The organism is Dactylosporangium maewongense (assembly GCF_039531485.1).
GTDB lineage: Bacteria > Actinomycetota > Actinomycetes > Mycobacteriales > Micromonosporaceae > Dactylosporangium > Dactylosporangium maewongense.
In genome coordinates this window covers 98075-115099 of the sequence record NZ_BAAAQD010000015.1, presented here as the reverse complement: position 1 = coordinate 115099, position 17025 = coordinate 98075, and the positions used below count along the sequence as shown (strand labels likewise).

Genomic DNA, 17025 nt, shown 5'->3' with positions numbered 1-17025 from the left:
GCCCGGCGGGGGACAGGGATGGATCACCTGACCGCCCCCGCCGAGCGCCGGCGGTCAGGTGCTGGAGAAGTACCCCAGGCAGTCCACCACCAGATGTGTGCTGCCGCTGCCGGCGTTGTAGAAGTCCGTGACCCCGCCGCCGGTCTTCGGCAGTGACAGTGCGGCGATCGTCTGGCCGGCGAACCAGTTGATGGTGGAGGCCGCGGGCGGGGTGGTGCCGCTGGCGTAGGCCACGGCGAACCCCGCGGTGGTTCCCTGGGTGACCGTGAAGTTCAGGACGAGGGTCGCGTCGTCGGCGATGACGTTGGGGCCCTGCCCGATGGACCGGACACCGAACGCGGCGACCGGGGTGTTGTCCTGGCGGGTGTCCAGCAGCCGGGTGGCACTGACCGCGTGGTACTTGCTGCCGCTCGTGCCGGCGGCGAAGTAGCCGACCACGTCGCCGACGACGTCGGTGCTGCCGACCCCGCCCTGCATCGTGATGTCGATCTTGCCGTTGCCGGCCACGGCCACGATCGCGAGGTCGGCGAGCACGACACCGGTGGTCAGTTGCAGCCCGGAGACGGTGGGCAGGGGTGTGCCGTCGGCCCGGGTGATGAGGTGCCCGCCCGAGGTCGCGTTCGCCGAGGTGAGGTTGATCGCCACCGCGGTGATGCCGGTGGGGATGCCGTTGACGCCGCCGACCTGCAGCGCGATGGTGTTGCCGCCCGCCAGCGGGGCGGTCGGCGCCCCCAGCCCTGACCTCGTGTCGAGGATGCGGGTCGGGTGGAGCGAGTGGTAGCTGCTGTTGCCCGCCTTCGCCTCGTCGGAGGTGAAGTAGCCCGACACGTCGACCACGACGTGCGCGGTCCCGCCGCTGCCGTTGAAGATGCTGATCGTGCCGTCCGGTCCGACCGGGACGATCGCGAAGTTGGCCAGCACGGCGTTCGCCTGGAAGTACACGTTCGACGTCACCGGCTGCGGCGTGTTGGACGGGTACAGCGTCAGGTAGCCGGATGCCGTCGGCGAGATCACGGTCGCGTTGACCGCCACGGCGGTGACGTCGGCGGCCGGGACGCCGTTCGCTCCGGCGATCGTCAGCCTGACCGTGCCGCTCGGCTGGATCGGCGCGGTGTTGCCGCCGTTGCCGAGACCGCTGCGGGTGTCCAGGAACCGGGTCGGGGTGATCGTCTGGTAGTAGCCGGCCGGGGTCTGCGTCTGTGCGACGCCGGTGACCACTCGGACCTCGTCGATGTCGCCGGCGAAGAACTCCGCGGCGGCGCCGGCCCGCAGCGTCCGGCCGATGTTGAACGTGCCGCCGGCGTTCCAGACCGCGGCGACGCTCGCCTCGCTCTGGAACTGCCGGTCGACGTACAGCCGGATCCGTCCGGCGTGGGCGTCGTAGACAGCCTGCAGATAGGTCCAGCTGTTGAGCAGCGGCGCCGCGAGCGAGTTCACCTGGACCACGGTCGGGGTGTCGGTGTCGGCGCCGGTGACCGCGAACGACCACCGGTTGGCGGTCTTGTCGTAGCGGACGGTGTACGCGGCGCCCCGGCTGCCCTGCTGGGAGAAGGCGGCACGGGACACGGTGGTGTCGGTGAGCCGGACCCAGCCCTCGACCGCGAACGACTGGTCCGTGCGCACCGCCGGGTCGGCCGTGGCGACGCCGGAGGTGCCGTTGAAGCAGAGGCCGGTGCTGAAGTTGTACCCGTCGCACAACGTCACGGTCGGGTCGGCGGACAGCGTCAGCGGGTGCTGGTACCTGCTGTTGTCGGTGACCTGCCGGGGCTCGGCGGTGGTGTAGTCCTCCATGTCCCAGTCGCCGGTGGTGACGGGTGCGGCGAGCGGCTTCAGGTCGAGCGCCGGGACGACCACGCGGTCCCAGACCTGGACCTCGCCGATGTCGCCGAGGAACGTGCCGGTCCGGGATCCGTTGAGCTTGCCGCGGCCGGCGAGGAGCGCCCCGGTGGCGTTCCAGTTCGTGGCGCGGGTGGACTGACCGGCCAGGATGCCGTTCACGTACAGCTTCGCGGTCTTCGTGCCGGCGTCCCACGACGCCGCCAGGTGCGTCCACTGGTTGAGCACCGGCGGCGCGCCCGACGTCGTCTGCGCGACCGGCGCGTTGACCGTGTCCGTGCCGTACATGGTCAGCGTCCACCGGTTGACCGGCGCGGGGGCGTAGGTGACCGCGAACCCGCACGCGGAGGCGCCTTCCTGGCACAGGACGGTGCGGGTGGTGTCGAGCCCGCCGGTCGGCCGGACCCAGGCGGCGGCGCTGAAGCTCTTCGACGTGTCGAGCACGGCGCCGGCGGTGGCGGCGAGGTCGTCGACCCCGTCGAACCGCAGACCGCGGTCCTTGCCGGTGACGGCGTGCGTGCCCGGGACGCGGCCGTCGGTCCACGCCGGGCCGTTGGCCGCCGTCATGGCCGGGCCGCCGGCCGGCGACGTGGCCAGGCTGGTGCCGCTGCCCTCGTCCATCTTCCAGACGGCCTTCGGCGCGGCCGGGACGTCGACGAGGAACCGGTAGTCCTTCGGTGGCGACGCGTTCTGGGCGCCGTCACGGGAGCGGACCGTCAGGACGTGCTCGCCGACGTGGGTCGGGGTGACCCAGACCGTGGCCGTCCCGCCGGTGGTGACGGCGTTGACCCACGACTTCGGGCCGGCGTCGAGCTGGTACTCGTAGTCGACGACGTCGGTCTCGCCGTTGGCGCCGAAGGTGAACTGGCCGCTGCGCCCGGCCGAGCCGCGCATCGTGTCGTTGGGCGGCGACTCGAGGTACAGGCCGTCGGCCGCGGCGACGGTCGGTCTGGTGCCGGGCGGGGTGATGTCGAGCGTGAACTCGCACCACGGCGACCAGCCCGAGCTGCCGCCCAGGCCGTCGCTGACCTGCACCTGCCAGCGGGCCATCGACCCGGTGATCGTGCCGTCCTGGACCCCCACCTCGGCGAGGGTCCCGGACGGGACGCCGGTGTCGCTCTTCGGCCAGCCGGCGACGGCGGTCCAGGCGGTGCCGTTCCACTGCTGGAGCGCGAACGACGCGGACAGTTGGCCGCTCTGGTCGCCGTCGGGGTCGGAGACGCTGGCCTTGAGCCACGGCGCCGTCGACCGTACGGTCGGCCGGCCGCTGCCGGTGGCGCAGGCCTGCCCCGCGGCGGTGTAGTCGGGGTGTGTCGTCAGCGCCGACGCCTGCGGTGTGTTGGGCAGGTTGTTGTACTCGATGGACATGGCGGTGGAGGCCTGGTCGAACTTCTTCCACCGGTTGCCGGTGCTCTCGTCGGTGCCGTCGCTGTCACGCGCCGACAGGCCCAGGGTGTAGCTGCCGCGGCCCTGACCGAAGTTGATGACGTCGTTCACCAGGGTCTGGTTGGAGAACTCCATGTACATGTTGGGTTGCGGGTCGTTGGCGCAGCCGGCGCCGGTGGAGGGTTTGTGGGCGTTGCCGGACCTGGTCTCGACGAACAGGTTGAGGGCGGGGCCGGACCAGGTCTGTTTGCCGCTCGTGGTGAGGTCGCCGGTGCGGTACAGGCTGACGGGGGTGGCGGTGCAGGACCAGGAGTGGGTCATGGTGGTGATGAACTTGGCGCCGCGGATCTGTTTGCCGGGCAGCCAGCTGAGGTCGAACGCGAAGAACGACCGGTAGGTGCCGGACCCGTCGGTGTTGACGCCGACGCGGACGATGCCGTCGTCGCGGTTGGCGTTCGTGGAGTTGGTGTAGCCCCAGCGGGCGCGGCCGACGCCGGTCCACGGGTCGATCACGACCGGGTACGTGACGCTCGGGTCGGCGAGCATCGCGGCGTCGGGGACGATGACGAGCGATCCGCCCTCGACGGTGGTCGGGAGGTCGGCCTTGCGCGCGTTGTCGGGCACGTGCCGCAGCGCCGAGTTCTGGCCGGCGGTGAGGGACCGCTGGGCACTCGGCACGCCGGCGGAGTCCCACATGAGCGCCTGCCCGGCGGAGGCGGTGACCTTCCCGGCGCTGTCGCGGGCCTCGTAGCCGCCGCCCGGCTTGTTCCGCAGCGACCAGCCGGTGCTGGTGAGACCGAACTTCAGCTTGGCGAGGGCCGGGTTCGCCGCGGCCTGCCTGGTCTTGACGATCAGCGAGTAGCCGAAGCCCTCCACAGTGGACTGCACCTGCAGGTCGACGTCCGGCAGCACCGACTCGTACACCGCCGTGTCACCCTCGATCCGCGGCGCGGGCAGCTTCGACGGCCAGGTCAGCTTGAGCGCACCACCGGCACCGTTGAGAGTGACGAGGGGTTCGGTGCCGCCGGCGGAGAACCGCACGTCCGCCACCGACGCCGCCGGCGCGATCGTCGCACCGTCGCGGTGCAGGTTCAGGTCGATCTGCCGCCAGGTACCGTCCTTCTTCGTCCAGTGCGGCACCGCATAGCTCTCCCGCACCAGCGTCCCGCGCGGCGTGGCCACGACCCGGGCGAGCTCGGACTTCGAGCCCTGCACCTCGACGTCGCGGCCGCTGTCCACGGCCTGCCGGATGGCGGCGGTCTCGGCCGCCCGCTGGTTCGTGGACTGCTGCCCTGTTGGTGTAGGCGCGGGTTCCGCGCCGGCCGGCGCGCCGGCCGCCAGCGCGACCACGGTGCCGACCGCGGCGACCGTGAGCGAAGTGGTGACGGCGAATGAGCGGTTTCTGCGCACGGAACGACAGAACTTGATCACTATGAGCCCCCGCGAAAGTGAAAGTGAGCGAAACGTAGGGGCCGCGCACCCGCCATGTCAATCGATGCCCGCGATGTCGGCACACCGCCACACCCGCACCGCGGATCGGCGTCAGTCCGGGGGTGGGCGCTCGCCGGAGCCGCGGGGGATGAGCCGCACGTCGACCGTGACCGTCTGCACCGGGCGCCCGTGGTCGGCGGCGCGCAGGCGGAGCAGGTCGATCGCGGTCCGCCCGATCGTGTCGCTGTCCTGGGCGACGACGGTGACGCCGGGGCGCAGCAGGTCGGCGAGCGGGAAGTCGTCGAAGCCGACGATGGCCAGCGTGCCGGCGTCCGGTCCCAGGTGGCGCAGCACCTCCAGGGTGGTCGAGGCGTTGCCGGTGATGAGCGCCGTCGCGGGCCGCGGGCCGCGCAGCACCTCGTCGAGCGCCGCGGCGATCCGGGCGGGCTCCACGGGCCCGGGGTGGACCCGGCCGGTGATCGGCTCGCCGCCCGCCGCCATGCAGGCCCGGAACGCCGCGGCCCGCTCGCGGCCGGTGAAGATGCGCTCCGCGTCGCCGATGTAGGCGATGCGGCGGTGCCCGTGCGAGGTCAGGTGCCCGAAGGCGGTGCCGATGCCGGCGGCGTTGTCGGAGATGACGGTGTCGGCGGTGATGCCACCGGCCGGCCGGTCGAACGCGACGATCGGCGTGCCCGCGTCGAGCTCGCGGGTGAGGTACTGGTGGTTGTCGCCGACGGGTTCCAGCACGATCCCGTCGAGGTGGTGGCGGCACATGGACTGCACGACCTCGCGCTCGCGGTCCTCCTCGTCGGCCGTCGCCGTGGCCAGGATGGTGTAGCCGTGCTCGCGGGCGGCGGCGTCGAGCGAGCTGAGGACCGGATGGCCGGCGGCCAGGTTGCGCACCGCGACGCCGATGAGGCCGCTGCTGCCGCCGCGCAGCTGCCGGGCGCGTTCGTCCGGCACGTAGCCCAGGGCGGTGACGGCGGCGTGCACCCGGTAGGCGAAGTCGGCGCCGACGGTCGGGTCGCCGTTGACGACCCGCGAGACCGTTCGCAGCGCGACCCCGGCGTGCCGGGCGACGTCGTTCATCGTCGGCCGCTTGCGGCGCTCGGTCATGTCTGATCCTCCCATGTCTGCGGCTCGATCATAGGCGAGATCACTCAGACAACGTTATCCCGAGGCGTCGTCGGAGCGTTGACATCCGATGTTTCGCGGTCGTAAGGTTCCCGCACGGCCGCCACCGCTGTAGCTCCTGCCGGCCCGGGCGGACGTTATCCCGGAGGTTTCCATGTCATTGACCCGCCGCACGGTCCTGATCTCCGCACTGTCCTCCGCCACGCTGCTCGCGACCGGCTGCTCGCCGGGCGAGACCGGCGACGGCGGCCCGACGATCACGTTCCTCACCTTCGAGACCCCGGCACTGACCGCCACGTTCTGGGACGACTCGATCACCGACGCCACCAAGGGCCTCGACGGCGTCACCGTCAAGAAGATCGTGGCTCCGACCAGCGACCGCAACGCCTACGCGAAGCAGCTGCAGGCGTCCGGCCAGTTCCCCGACGTGCTCGCCTCCATCAACCCCAAGGACTTCCTCGAGGCCGGGCTGCTGCAGCCCTTCGAGCCGGGGTGGCTGGAGTCCAACTTCCTGCAGCCCGACGGCAACGCCATCGGCGGCAAGACCTACATCCCGCCGACCAACTCGCAGATCCTGCCGATGGTCTTCTACAACAAGGAGCTCTTCGCCAAGCACGGCCTGGCGGTGCCGGCGACCTGGGCCCAGTTCACCGACGTGGTGGCCAGGCTCAAGGCGGCCGGGGTGACCCCGATCCAGCTCGCCGGCGCCGAGCCGTGGTCGGCCAGCATGCCGCTCGTCGGCCTGGTCAGCGCGCACGTGCTCGGCCGCAACCCCAACTGGATCAAGGACCGCTACGCCGGCCGGACGCACTTCGCCGACGCCGACGTCGTCGCCGCCGTCACCCGGCAGCGCGACCTCGTCAAGGCCGGGGCGTTCGGCAGCGGCGCGCTCGGCGTCAACTACGCCGACGCCAACAAGCAGTTCCTCGACGGCAAGGCCGGCATGTACCTCATGGGCAGCTGGTTCATCGGCCAGGTCTCCGCCGCCCAGGCCGCGAGCTTCGGCGCGTTCCTGCTGCCGACCGAGGACGGCCGGCCGGTCGTGCCGTTCAACGTCGGCGGCACGACCAGCGTCAACGCGAAGTCGGCCAACGCCGCCAAGGCCGCCGAGTTCGCCAAGGCCTGGTCGCTGTCGCCGAAGAACCTGCGCACGCTCATCGAGACCGACGGCGCCTTCCCGATGCTCAAGACCGTGCAGCTGGAGGACTTCGGCGCCAAGGTCACGCCGCTGTTCACCGACTGCTACCGGTTCGTGCAGGACGGCACCGCCAAGGTCAGCTCGATCGGCTGGGTGAACAACGACGACGCGCTGCCACCCGGCGTCGCCGACCTGTTCTACGCCCTGTCGCAGCAGCTGTTCACCAATGACGACGTCAAGGGACAGCTCGCGGCGCTCGACGCCGCCTGGGACAAGGCCGCCAAGTGACGGCGCGGGCCCGGCGGCGGCGGCAGGGCCGGGGCCTCGCAGCCATCGCCTGGCTCGCGGTCGGCCTGTACGTGCTGTTCCTGCTCTACCCGCTCGGCCGCAGCGCGGCGCTGAGCCTGACCGACCGCAACCCGCTCAAGACCAGCAGCAGCTTCGTCGGGCTGGCCAACTACGCGGAGCTGCTGCGCGACGAGCGGCTGCGCGGCACGCTGCAGTTCACCCTGCTGGTCGTCGTCGTGGTGACGGTGGTGGCCAACGTCTTCGGCCTGGCCTTCGCGCTGCTGCTCAACCGCGACACCACCGGCTACCGGGTCATGCGCACGCTCGTGTTCATCCCGCAGGTGCTCTCCGGCGTCATCGTGGCGTTCATCTGGCGCAGCCTGCTCACCCAGAACGGCCTGCTCAACGCCGCCCTGCGCCAGGTCGGCCTCGGCGGCGAACCGGTCGCCTGGCTCGGCTCCACCCGGCTCGCCACCGTGTCCATCTGCGCCGTCGTGAGCTGGGCGACGATCGCGTTCGCGACGGTCGTGTACTCCGCGTCGCTGCGCACCGTCCCGCCGGAGCTGTACGAGGCCGCGCGGATGGACGGCGCGAGCGCACCGCAACGGTTCCGTGCCGTCACGCTGCCGATGATCGCGCCCGGCATGACCATCAACGTCGTCCTCTGCCTGATCACCACCTTCAAGCTGTACGACGTCATCGCGGTGCTGACCGGCGGCGGCCCGGCGAACACCACCCAGTCCACCGCGTACTACCTGCTGGAGGTCGCGTTCACGCAGAACCTCTTCGGCTACTCCTCGGCGATCGCCATGCTGCTGCTCGCGCTCACCGCCGGGATCGCGTACACCGTCACGTCCCTGCTGCGCCGACGCGAGGTCCGGCTGTGATCCGACGTCTCCACCCGCAGACCGTGTTCGCCGCGCTGGCGACCCTCGGTTTCTGCCTGCCCATCTACCTGGCCCTCGTCAACGCGTTCAAGGATCAGCGGCAGATCCTGGCGAACCCGGCGGCCCCGCCCGCGCCGTTCACGCTGACCAACCTCACCCGCGCGTTGCAGCGCCCGGACCTGCTCGTCCAGGTCGGCCTCATCAACTCCGTCGTCGTCACCGCCGTGTCCGTCGCGGTGCTGGTGCCGCTGGCCAGCGCGCTGAGCTTCTACATCTCGGAGCGCCCGCCACGGCTCAAGGGCGTGCTGCTCGCCGTCTTCGCGCTGGGCCTCATGGTGCCGCCGCAGGTGGTGCTGCTGCCGATCGTCGGGCTGCTGGACAGTGTCGGGCTGCAGCACACGTACGCCGGCCTCATCCTGGCCAACGTCGGCGGCGGCTACCTGTCCTTCGCCGTGTTCGTCTACGTCGGTTTCCTGCGCGGCGTGCCCCGGGAGGTCGTCGAGGCGGCCCGGGTCGACGGCGCCGGCGACCTGCGGGTGTGGTGGCAGGTGGTGTTCCCGATGGTGCGCCCGGCCACCGCGACCGTCGCCATCTTCCTCGGCCTGTGGGTGTGGAACGACTTCCTCAACCCGCTGTTCATCCTCGGCCCGCTGAAGGGACAGACCATCACCACCGGCGTCTACCTCTCGCTCGGCACCTACTCGACCGACTACGGCCAGCTCTTCGGCATCATGTTCCTCGCCGCGGTCATCCCGGTCGCCGGCTACCTGGTCAGCCAGCGCGAGTTCATCCACGGCCTGATGAGCGGGGCGACGAAGTGAGCGCGCCGCCGCTGGACGACCTCGCCGGGGACTGGATGCCCGCCGCCGACCTCGCGCACCTGCCGTCGCTGCGCAACCAGTGGGGCCAGGCACACGTCAACGCCGACCTCACGTCCGTGTCGTGGCTGGCGATGCCACCGTTCTCCGGCGGCTACCACACCGGCGTCCTGCGCGTCGCCGGCCGGGTGGTCGCCGCCGACCGGTTCCGCTGGGCGCCGTGGGGCGTCGCCCGGTCCGGCACCGCCGCCGGTCTCACCGTCGAGACCGACACGCGGCTCGGCTACGAGCGGCACGCCGTGCTGTGGCGGGTCCGCCTGCACAACCCGGGGGAGCGGCCGGTCACCGTCGACGTCGAGCAGCGCCTCCTGGCGCCGATCGCGCACAGCGAGACGGGCTGGGGCTGGCTCTACGGCGCGCCGTGGAGCGCCGGGCACTACCCGGACCACTTCGCCACCGAACGGGTGCGGGCCGAGGTCCTCGCCGACGCGCCGCGCCAGGTGCAGCTGCACGCCGCGGAGCCGCGGCACCTGCGGCTGGGCCGCCCCCGCCCGCCGGGCATCCAGCGCGACGAGGACACCGAGCCGATGCTGCTGTCGACGGAGCTGCCCGACCACACCGCGCCCGACTCCGGCCGCGTCCGGCCACCCGCCGTCCTCGGCAGCGTCCGCGGCCTCGCGGCCGCCCCCGGCACGTTCCGGATCCGTGCCGTGGACGAGGAGCACCGCCTCCCGGCCGTGGCGCTCGGACCCGGCGCGACGCTGAGCCTGCAGTTCCGCCCGGACGCCGACGGCCAGAGCGGCGTCATCCTGACCCACGGCAACCACCCCGACTCCGTCCAGCTCGGCCTCACCGACGGCCGGCCGTGGCTGCGGGCCGGCGGTGAGCTCGTCACCGGCGGCGAGGCGCTCGCGGCCGGGCGCTGGCACGGGCTGAGCGTCCACATCGGCGACCACGGCGCCTCCCTCGACGCCGGCGGCGCCGTGCTGACCACCGAGCCCTGGGACGGCGCGCACCGGTGGCGGCCCGAGATCGAGGACACGGCGGTGGTGGTGGCCGACGGCGGCAGCCCGGCCTTCGCCGCGTACGCCTTCGCCACCCCACCCGACCGCCTCGACCCGCTCGGCGGCGGCGCGGTCGCCGGCTGGACCGTCACCGTCGCCCCCGGCGGGACTGCCGAGCTCGGGGTCGTGCTGACCTTCGCCACCGGCCGCTCGGACGCGCTGCGCGCCGCCCGGCACACGGCGGGCCGGTTCGCCGCCGAGCACGCCGCCGTCGCCGACCGCTGGCGCGCCACCTGGGCGAGTGCCTTCACCCCCGGCAACGCGGTGTTCTCCGGCCACCTCCCGGTCCTCGACGGCGCCCCCGAAGGCCTCGCCCGCACGTACCACCTGGGCGTGCTGCTCGCCGTCTACCTGCGCAACACGGGTGTCAGCCCGATCGGCCCGGTCTACCTCACCGGCGGCCCGCGGCTCGGGGCGACCACGACGTTCTTCTGGGACCAGTCGGAGTGGCCGCACACCGCCGCCCGCCTCGACCCGGTGGCGCTGCGCGCCTGGCTGCTCGCCGCGCTCGCCCAGCCGTACGAGCGCTGCCACTCCTTCGACACCCGCAACCTGCTGCCGACCGGCAACCACTACGCCGCCAACGACTACGCACTGTTCCGCACCGTCCGCGCGTACCTGGCGGAGACCGGCGACCTCGCCCTGCTGCCGGAGAAGGCCGGCGCCGCGACGGTCCTGGACCACCTGCGGGCGATGGCCTACCGCCCGCGTTCGGCCCGCGCGCGGTGGGGCGACGGGGTGCTGATGGACTTCGGCCGCGACCCGTGGGAGCTGCTGGAGTGCGTGCCCAACTACCGCGACGCGGTCGTGTCGCTCAACGCCGCCCACGCCGGGATGCTGCGCAGTCTCGCGGGGCTGCTGCGCCGGCTGCCCACCGAAGACGAGACGGCGGCGGAGTTGTCTGCCGAGTTGTCGGTGGAGGCCGCCCGCGCCGACGCCGACGCCGACGCGCTCACCGCGGCGGTCCTCGGCCAGTACGCCGGCGGCGGCCGCTGGCGCATCGCGCACCCGGAGGGCGACGAGACGATCGGCCACGTCCTGGACTTCGCGCTGGTCGCCGCCGAGCTCGCCGACGACCTGCCCGAGCACGTCCGCGCGGAGATGGTCGAGTTCGCCGCCACCCACCTCGTCGACGGCGACTGGATGCGGGCCCTCGCCCCCGACGACCCGGTGGCGCCGCGCTCCGACCGCCCCGACCACGGCGCGGCGGGCGCGTTCGGCGCATGGCCCGGCGCCACCGCGCACGGCCTGTGCCGCCTCGGCCGGCCCGACCTCGCCGAGGCCCTGCTGTCACGCATCCACGCCGCCACCTCCGGCGGGCTGTGGGGGCAGGCGATGGAGGCGGTCGGCGGCGGCCGCTTCCGCGTCGCCGAGCGGGGCGTCGCCAACCGCGACAGCAACGCCGGTGTCGCCGCCACCGAGGCCATCCTGCTCGGACCATTCGGTCCTGACGTTCACCGCGGGGATCGGCGCCCCGCCCGTACCAGTCCCGGCAACAACCGCTCGTCCATTCCGCCGATGAGGGAGCGCACATGAACCACCGCCCGAACCACAGACCGCACCACCGGCAGGGCCGCCGGCTGACCGCCGCCGGCACCGCACTGCTCGGCGCCGGCGTCGCCGCGCTCGTCACCGTCTCCTCCGCCCCACCCGCGCACGCGGCGACCCCGACCCCCACCCAGCAGTGGACCGACGTGCAGAACCTCGTCGGTCCGATCCGCGGCGTCTGGACCAGCCCGGACGCCGCGGGCGCGATCAGCCGCTCGATGCCGAACACCGCCCTGCTCGGCAACGGCGACATCGGCGTCACCTCCGGCGGCAGCGCCGGCGCCAAGACCTTCTACGTCTCCAAGGGCGACTTCTGGGCCGGCAACCCCAACCCGTCGTTCGTCGCGCTCGGCGGCGTCACCATCGCGCCCGCCGCCGCTGCCCCGTCGGGCAACCTTGCGCTCGGGGCGACCGCCACCGCCACCAGCGCACATCCGGACTTCCCGCCGCCGCGCGCGGTCAGCGGGCAGTGGGGCAGCGGCTACGAGGGCTGGGTCTCGCAGATCGGCAAGCCGCAGACGCTGACGCTCGACCTCGGCTCCGCGAAGACCTTCGACCGGTACGTCGTGCGGCACGACAGCGCCGCCCGCCCCGCCGAGACCGCCAACAACACCAGGAACTTCACGCTGCAGACCAGCACCGACGGGTCGGCCTGGGCGACGGCGGACACCGTCACGAACAACACGGCCGCCGTCACCGACCGCACCGTCACGAGCCGCACCGTGCGCTACGTCCGGCTGAACATCACCGAACCGACCCAGGGCACCACCGCCGACTCCAGCACCAACCCGCGGGCCCGCATCGGCCAGCTGGAGCTCTACGCCCCCGGCACCGGGCCGGGCACGCCACCCGCGTCCGGCGCGTTCCGCGAGGAGCAGAACATCCTGCGCGGCGACGTCGACACCACGATGACGCTCGCGGGCCAGCCCGTCACCATGCGGACGTGGACGGCCGCCGACCGCAACCTCGTGGTGACGCAGCTGCAGTCCACCGGGACCACCACGGTATCGCTGAAGGCGGAGACCTTCGCCGGCGCCGTCGACGCCCGCTCCGGCTTCACCAACACCGCGGGCGTGTCCGGCCAGACGCTGTGGGCGACCCGCCGAACGCCGACCGGGCCGCGCTGGGTCTCCGAGGCATCGCTCGCCACCCGCCTGGTCGGCGGCACCGTGACCGGCACGCCGTCCGCGTCGGGTGCCACCGCGCGGCTGACCTTCGACCTCGCCCCAGGCCAGACCGTCCGGCTGGTCACCGCCGTCGCGGGCGGCGGGCAGAACCCGACCGGCACCGCGGCCGCCGCCCAGTCCCTCGCCGGCGCGCAGACCGGCGCCGCGCTTGACGGCCTCTACACGTCCCACGTGGACTGGTGGAAGGGCTACTGGCTGCGCTCCTACCTCAACGTCGGCGACGACGTCCTGCACCGCTACTACTACGGCGCCCTCTACCTGCTCGGCTCCTCGATCCGCCCGGGCCGGCTGTCGCCGGGGCTCTACGGCATCTGGGCCACCAGCGACTCCCCGCAGTTCAGCGGGGACATGCACCTCAACTACAACTACATGGCCAACTTCTACGGCGTGTACTCCAGCAACCGCACCGACCTCGCCCAGCCGTACTTCGACCTCGTCGCCGCCTATCTTCCCGAGGCCCGGCGGCGCGCCCGGCAGGACCTCAACCGCGTCAAGCCCGACTACGTGAGCCGCCGCTTCCCGTCCGGCGGCGTCCCGGCCGGGCTGCTGTTCCCGGTCGGCATCGCCCCGTACGGCGCCACCGCCGACGACAACTACCACCAGCAGGTCGGCAACGCCCTGTTCGTGGCGACGCAGTACCTGGCCTACTACGACTACACCCGCGACCGCGCGTTCCTGCAGAACACCGCCTACCCGGTGCTGAAGGAGGTGGCGGCGTTCTTCTCCAGCTGGCTGGAGCTCGACCCGGCGACCGGCCGGTACAACCTCTGGTCGGGGCCGCACGAGGGCCTGTGGGGTCGCAACTCCAGCCCGGACCTGGGCATGCTGCGCACGCTGCTGTCCGCGCTGGTCGACGCGTCCGTCGAGCTGAACACCGACGCGTCGCTGCGGGCGACGTGGCAGAACCTCCTGGCGCACCTGCCACCGCAGCCGACGACCGTCGTCAACGGGCGCACCGTCTACGCCGTCGCGGACCCGGGGACCATCAGCGGCAGCGACACCCGCGCGATCCATCCCGGCGACAACACCGTCAACCTCGAGTTCATCCACCCCGGCGAGGCGCTCGGGCTGTCCTCGCCGGCCGCCGAACGCCAGGCCGCGATCGACACCCTCAACGCGATGAACTCGTGGGGCCAGGACAACAGCTTCCCGAAGGTCTTCACCCAGGCGGCCCGAGCCGGCTACCCGGCGCAGAGCCTGATCGACCAGCTGCGGGCGCAGATCATCCAGAAGCAGGGCCCGAACCTGCGCATCGTCGACCCGTCCCACGGCCTGGAGAAGTCCGGCGCCGTCGAGGCGGTCGACAGCCTGCTGCTGCAGAGCGACGACGGCGTCATCCGGGTCTTCCCGGTGTGGCCGGCGACCCGCGACGCCAGCTTCGTGAACCTGCGCGAGAAGGGCGCCTTCCTGGTGTCCAGCCGGCTCAGCGCCGGCCGGGTGTCCTACGTGGACATCGTCTCGCAGGCGGGCCGACAGGTCACCCTGCTCAACCCGTGGGGCACGCAGCCGGTGACCGTCACCCGGGCCGGCGCCGGCACCGTGGCGCACACGACCGCGAACGGCACCGTGTCGTTCCCGACCCAGTCGGGGGCGACCTACCAGATCGTGCCCGCCTGACCCGCGCCTGACCCGCCCAGGACCCCGCCGGCACCGTCCGGCGGGGTCAGCCGGGGTTCAGGTGGCTGAGAAGGGATCGCGCGGCGGCGGCGGTCTTCGACTTGCCGGTGGTTGCGAGCAGCCATTGCCGCAGGGCGGGATCGGTGACCGGCACGCCGGCGCGCAGGTGTTCGTCGCGGAGGAGCTCCACCAGGGTGTGCAGGCCACGGCCGGTCCGGTCGAGGGACGGCAGCAGGGCGGTCAGCACCGCCCGGACCTGTGCGCCGTGTCCGGCCAGGGACAGGTCGCCCAACGCGTCGGCCCACCGGTGCAGCGGCACCGCGGGAGCCAGCGTCGCCATCGCGGATGCCACCGCCGCCGGGTCCATCCGGTGGGGCAGCAGCGCCGCGGCGGTGTCGACGGCGGCGGTGCGGTCGCTGAGGCCGGCGCCTCCCAGCCCGGCCGCGACGACGTACGGGCTCAGTGGCGGCAGCTCGGCGACCGTGCGGTCGAGCAGGTGCATGGCGTGGGCCGAGACGCCGCCGTCGACGGTGCCGTCGAGGGACGCGAGCTGGTGCTGGAGCGCCAGGGCCAGGAGCGGTTCGATGTTGCCGGGCCACATCGACGCCAGCCACGGGTGCCACGGCCCGCCGGGCGACCGGTCGAACGGTCCCGCGTAGGCGAGCGCCACGGTCGGCAGCGCCGGATCGGGGGGTTCCGGCGAAGCGGGCGGTCCGAGCGCGCCGACCCGGATGGGCCGGTAGGAGGACCATTCGGGATCGAACGACACCTGCCACGCGGGTGCCCGTCCCGCACCGGGCGCGTCGAAGCCGGGTCCGCGGCCGATCAGCGGCGCGTCGTCGCCGCGCGGTGCGCGCGCCCGGGCCGCGGCGATCCATAGTGGACGGTCCGAGCGGCTGAGCGGCTCCGGCGGCGGCCCGCCGAGGGCGTACCGGAGGGCGGTGCCGGCGGTGCCGGGCACCGCGGCCGCCGCGTCGCGGACCGCCGCGGACGCGCCGGCCGGGTCGGGCCCGAGCCGCAGGAGCGCGGCGACCAGGTCCAGCGAATCCGGCTCGGCGCCGGTGGTGAGCCGCTGGATGAGCACGTCCGGCGCGATCCAGCCGCCGGCATGGGTCGGCTCCGCGCACGGGGCGAACCGGCGCCCGGCGCGCAAGGCCGACTCCACGGCGGCCACCCGCCCGGCGAGCAGCTGCACCTGCGGCGGTAGCGACGGCAGCTTGCGTACCGGCTTCGCGTGGGCGGCGGCGAGCACCAGTCCGGCGACGACGTCCAGGAGCAGGTCCCACTCGTACGCGGGGCCGTCGCGCAGCAGGCGGGCCGCCCGGCGGGCCAGGCCGGCGTACTCGCCGGGGTCCGGGCCGAGCCGGGCGGCCGCGCAGAGGGCGCGTTCGAGCAGCTCGGCGTCGGTCGGGTCGGCCAGCAGGATGGCGAACGCCTCGGCCAGCTCCGCCGGGTCCGTGATCGGCGCCACCGCTTCCAGTACCGGCGCGGCGACCTCGGGCGGGGCGACCGGTGCCGTGACCGTGGGCGGCGCATCCGCGCCGAGCCAGCCGCGGGCCTCGGCCGCGACCGCGGGCGCCAGCGCCGGCAACGCGGACAGGACCGGCCCTGGCTCACCACGCAGCCGCAACTGCTGGACGGCGGCCGCCTGGACGTCGGGGTGCGGATGGCCGAGCGCGGCGACGATGACGGACGACTGCCCGTCGCCGACCCGCGCCGCGAGGGCGAGCGCCTTCGTCGCGGTGGATTTCGCCGGTGCGAGGACCGCGGCGCCGAGCCCGTCGGCGAGCGCGGCGCCGTCGTGGTCGAGCCGACCCGCCTTCTGCGCGGCGGTGAGGGCGTCGACGGCGAGCGCGGCGGTCGGCCCGACGGAGCTGCGCAGCAGCGTCACGTAGCCGGCCTGGCGGGCGGCGAGTTCCTCGACGGACGGCGCCAGCGCGGCATGCAGGCGCGAGTACCAGCCGGCGCGGTACTGCGGGAACCCGAGCCCGAGCGCGGCGACGGTCGCGTCCAGCACCCGCGCGCGGTCGATGGTGGCGTCCGACAGCAGGTCGAGGACCGTGTCGTGCCACGTCTGCACGGACCGGCCACCGTACTTGTCGACGTTGGCCAGGCTCACCTGCCGGTTGCCCTCGATCTCGAAGATCCGCCAGAAGGCCCGGGCCAGCAGATCCGGGTCGGCCCGCAGCCGATCCGCCCGGCGCGCGCCGGCGGTGTACCGCCCACCGAAGTGGCCGACCATCGCCAGCACATAGTCGTCGTCGGCGTCCAGCGTGATGAGGCCGTCGCGTTCCGCCGCGCGGATGACGTGGAAGTCCGGGCCGAAGTCCGCGGTCGCCATCGTGCGCATCGCGTGCCGGGCGAGCGCGTGCACGAACCGGCCGCCCCGCGCGCGGGCGATCCGCATCTGCTGGTCGTCCCGGGGCCAGTACAACCCGTCGGCGGGCGCCGCGGCCATGAGGATCAGCTCCAGCCGCCGTCCCTCCTCGGGCGTGTACCGATCCTCGCGCCCGTCGATCGCGTCCCGCCACGCGTACCGCTCCCAGGCGCGCTGCACCGGCCGGTGCAGCGCCGCCCGCTCGTCCGCGGTGAACGCACACACCCGGTCGAGCAGGACCCCGTCGTCGAGCGTCAGGAGTTCGGTCAGCGTCGCCACAGCACGCAGGGTAGCCGCCCGCCGTGACGATCGCG

The 17025-nt window shown here is 73.3% G+C and carries 8 protein-coding genes; 5 read left to right on the top strand and 3 right to left on the bottom strand.

The genetic code is table 11. From position 1 onward, the window contains the following. Positions 1–54: 54 nt before the first annotated feature. Complete coding sequence (locus ABD332_RS33880) at positions 55–4632, bottom strand: LamG domain-containing protein (RefSeq protein WP_344506459.1); 4578 nt, start codon at positions 4630–4632, stop codon at positions 55–57. Positions 4633–4764: 132 nt separating this feature from the next. Next, positions 4765–5769 (bottom strand): LacI family DNA-binding transcriptional regulator, encoded by a 1005-nt coding sequence (locus ABD332_RS33875; protein ID WP_344506457.1) that lies wholly within the window; start codon positions 5767–5769, stop codon positions 4765–4767. 172 nt (positions 5770–5941) lie between these two features. Here ABD332_RS33875 and ABD332_RS33870 point away from each other — a divergent pair, with 172 nt between their 5' ends. From ABD332_RS33870 to ABD332_RS33850, 5 genes are read left to right on the top strand one after another with little or no spacing between them, the layout of a single operon-like run. Further along, a complete protein-coding gene (locus ABD332_RS33870; protein ID WP_344506455.1) occupies positions 5942–7213 on the top strand; it encodes an ABC transporter substrate-binding protein in 1272 nt (423 codons plus the stop codon). Next, entirely contained in the window at positions 7210–8100 is an 891-nt protein-coding gene (locus ABD332_RS33865; protein WP_344506453.1) for a carbohydrate ABC transporter permease, read from the top strand. The genes ABD332_RS33870 and ABD332_RS33865 overlap by 4 nt, the downstream gene beginning before the upstream one ends. Next, positions 8097–8921 (top strand): carbohydrate ABC transporter permease, encoded by an 825-nt coding sequence (locus tag ABD332_RS33860; protein WP_344506451.1) that lies wholly within the window; start codon positions 8097–8099, stop codon positions 8919–8921. Before ABD332_RS33865 ends, ABD332_RS33860 begins: the two co-directional genes overlap by 4 nt. Then, positions 8918–11518, top strand: coding sequence for a hypothetical protein (locus tag ABD332_RS33855; RefSeq protein WP_344506449.1), 2601 nt, complete (start codon positions 8918–8920; stop codon positions 11516–11518). The genes ABD332_RS33860 and ABD332_RS33855 overlap by 4 nt, the downstream gene beginning before the upstream one ends. Then, positions 11515–14334 carry a glycosyl hydrolase family 95 catalytic domain-containing protein gene (locus tag ABD332_RS33850; protein ID WP_344506447.1) on the top strand — a complete coding sequence of 940 codons (2820 nt, stop codon included), beginning with the start codon at positions 11515–11517 and terminating at the stop codon, positions 14332–14334. The genes ABD332_RS33855 and ABD332_RS33850 overlap by 4 nt, the downstream gene beginning before the upstream one ends. A gap of 46 nt (positions 14335–14380) precedes the next feature. On the opposite strand, the gene ABD332_RS33845 is transcribed toward ABD332_RS33850, so the two are convergent. After that, positions 14381–16990: a DUF6493 family protein gene (locus ABD332_RS33845; protein WP_344506445.1), complete on the bottom strand. Its 2610-nt coding sequence runs from the start codon at positions 16988–16990 to the stop codon at positions 14381–14383. Positions 16991–17025 lie beyond the last annotated feature (35 nt).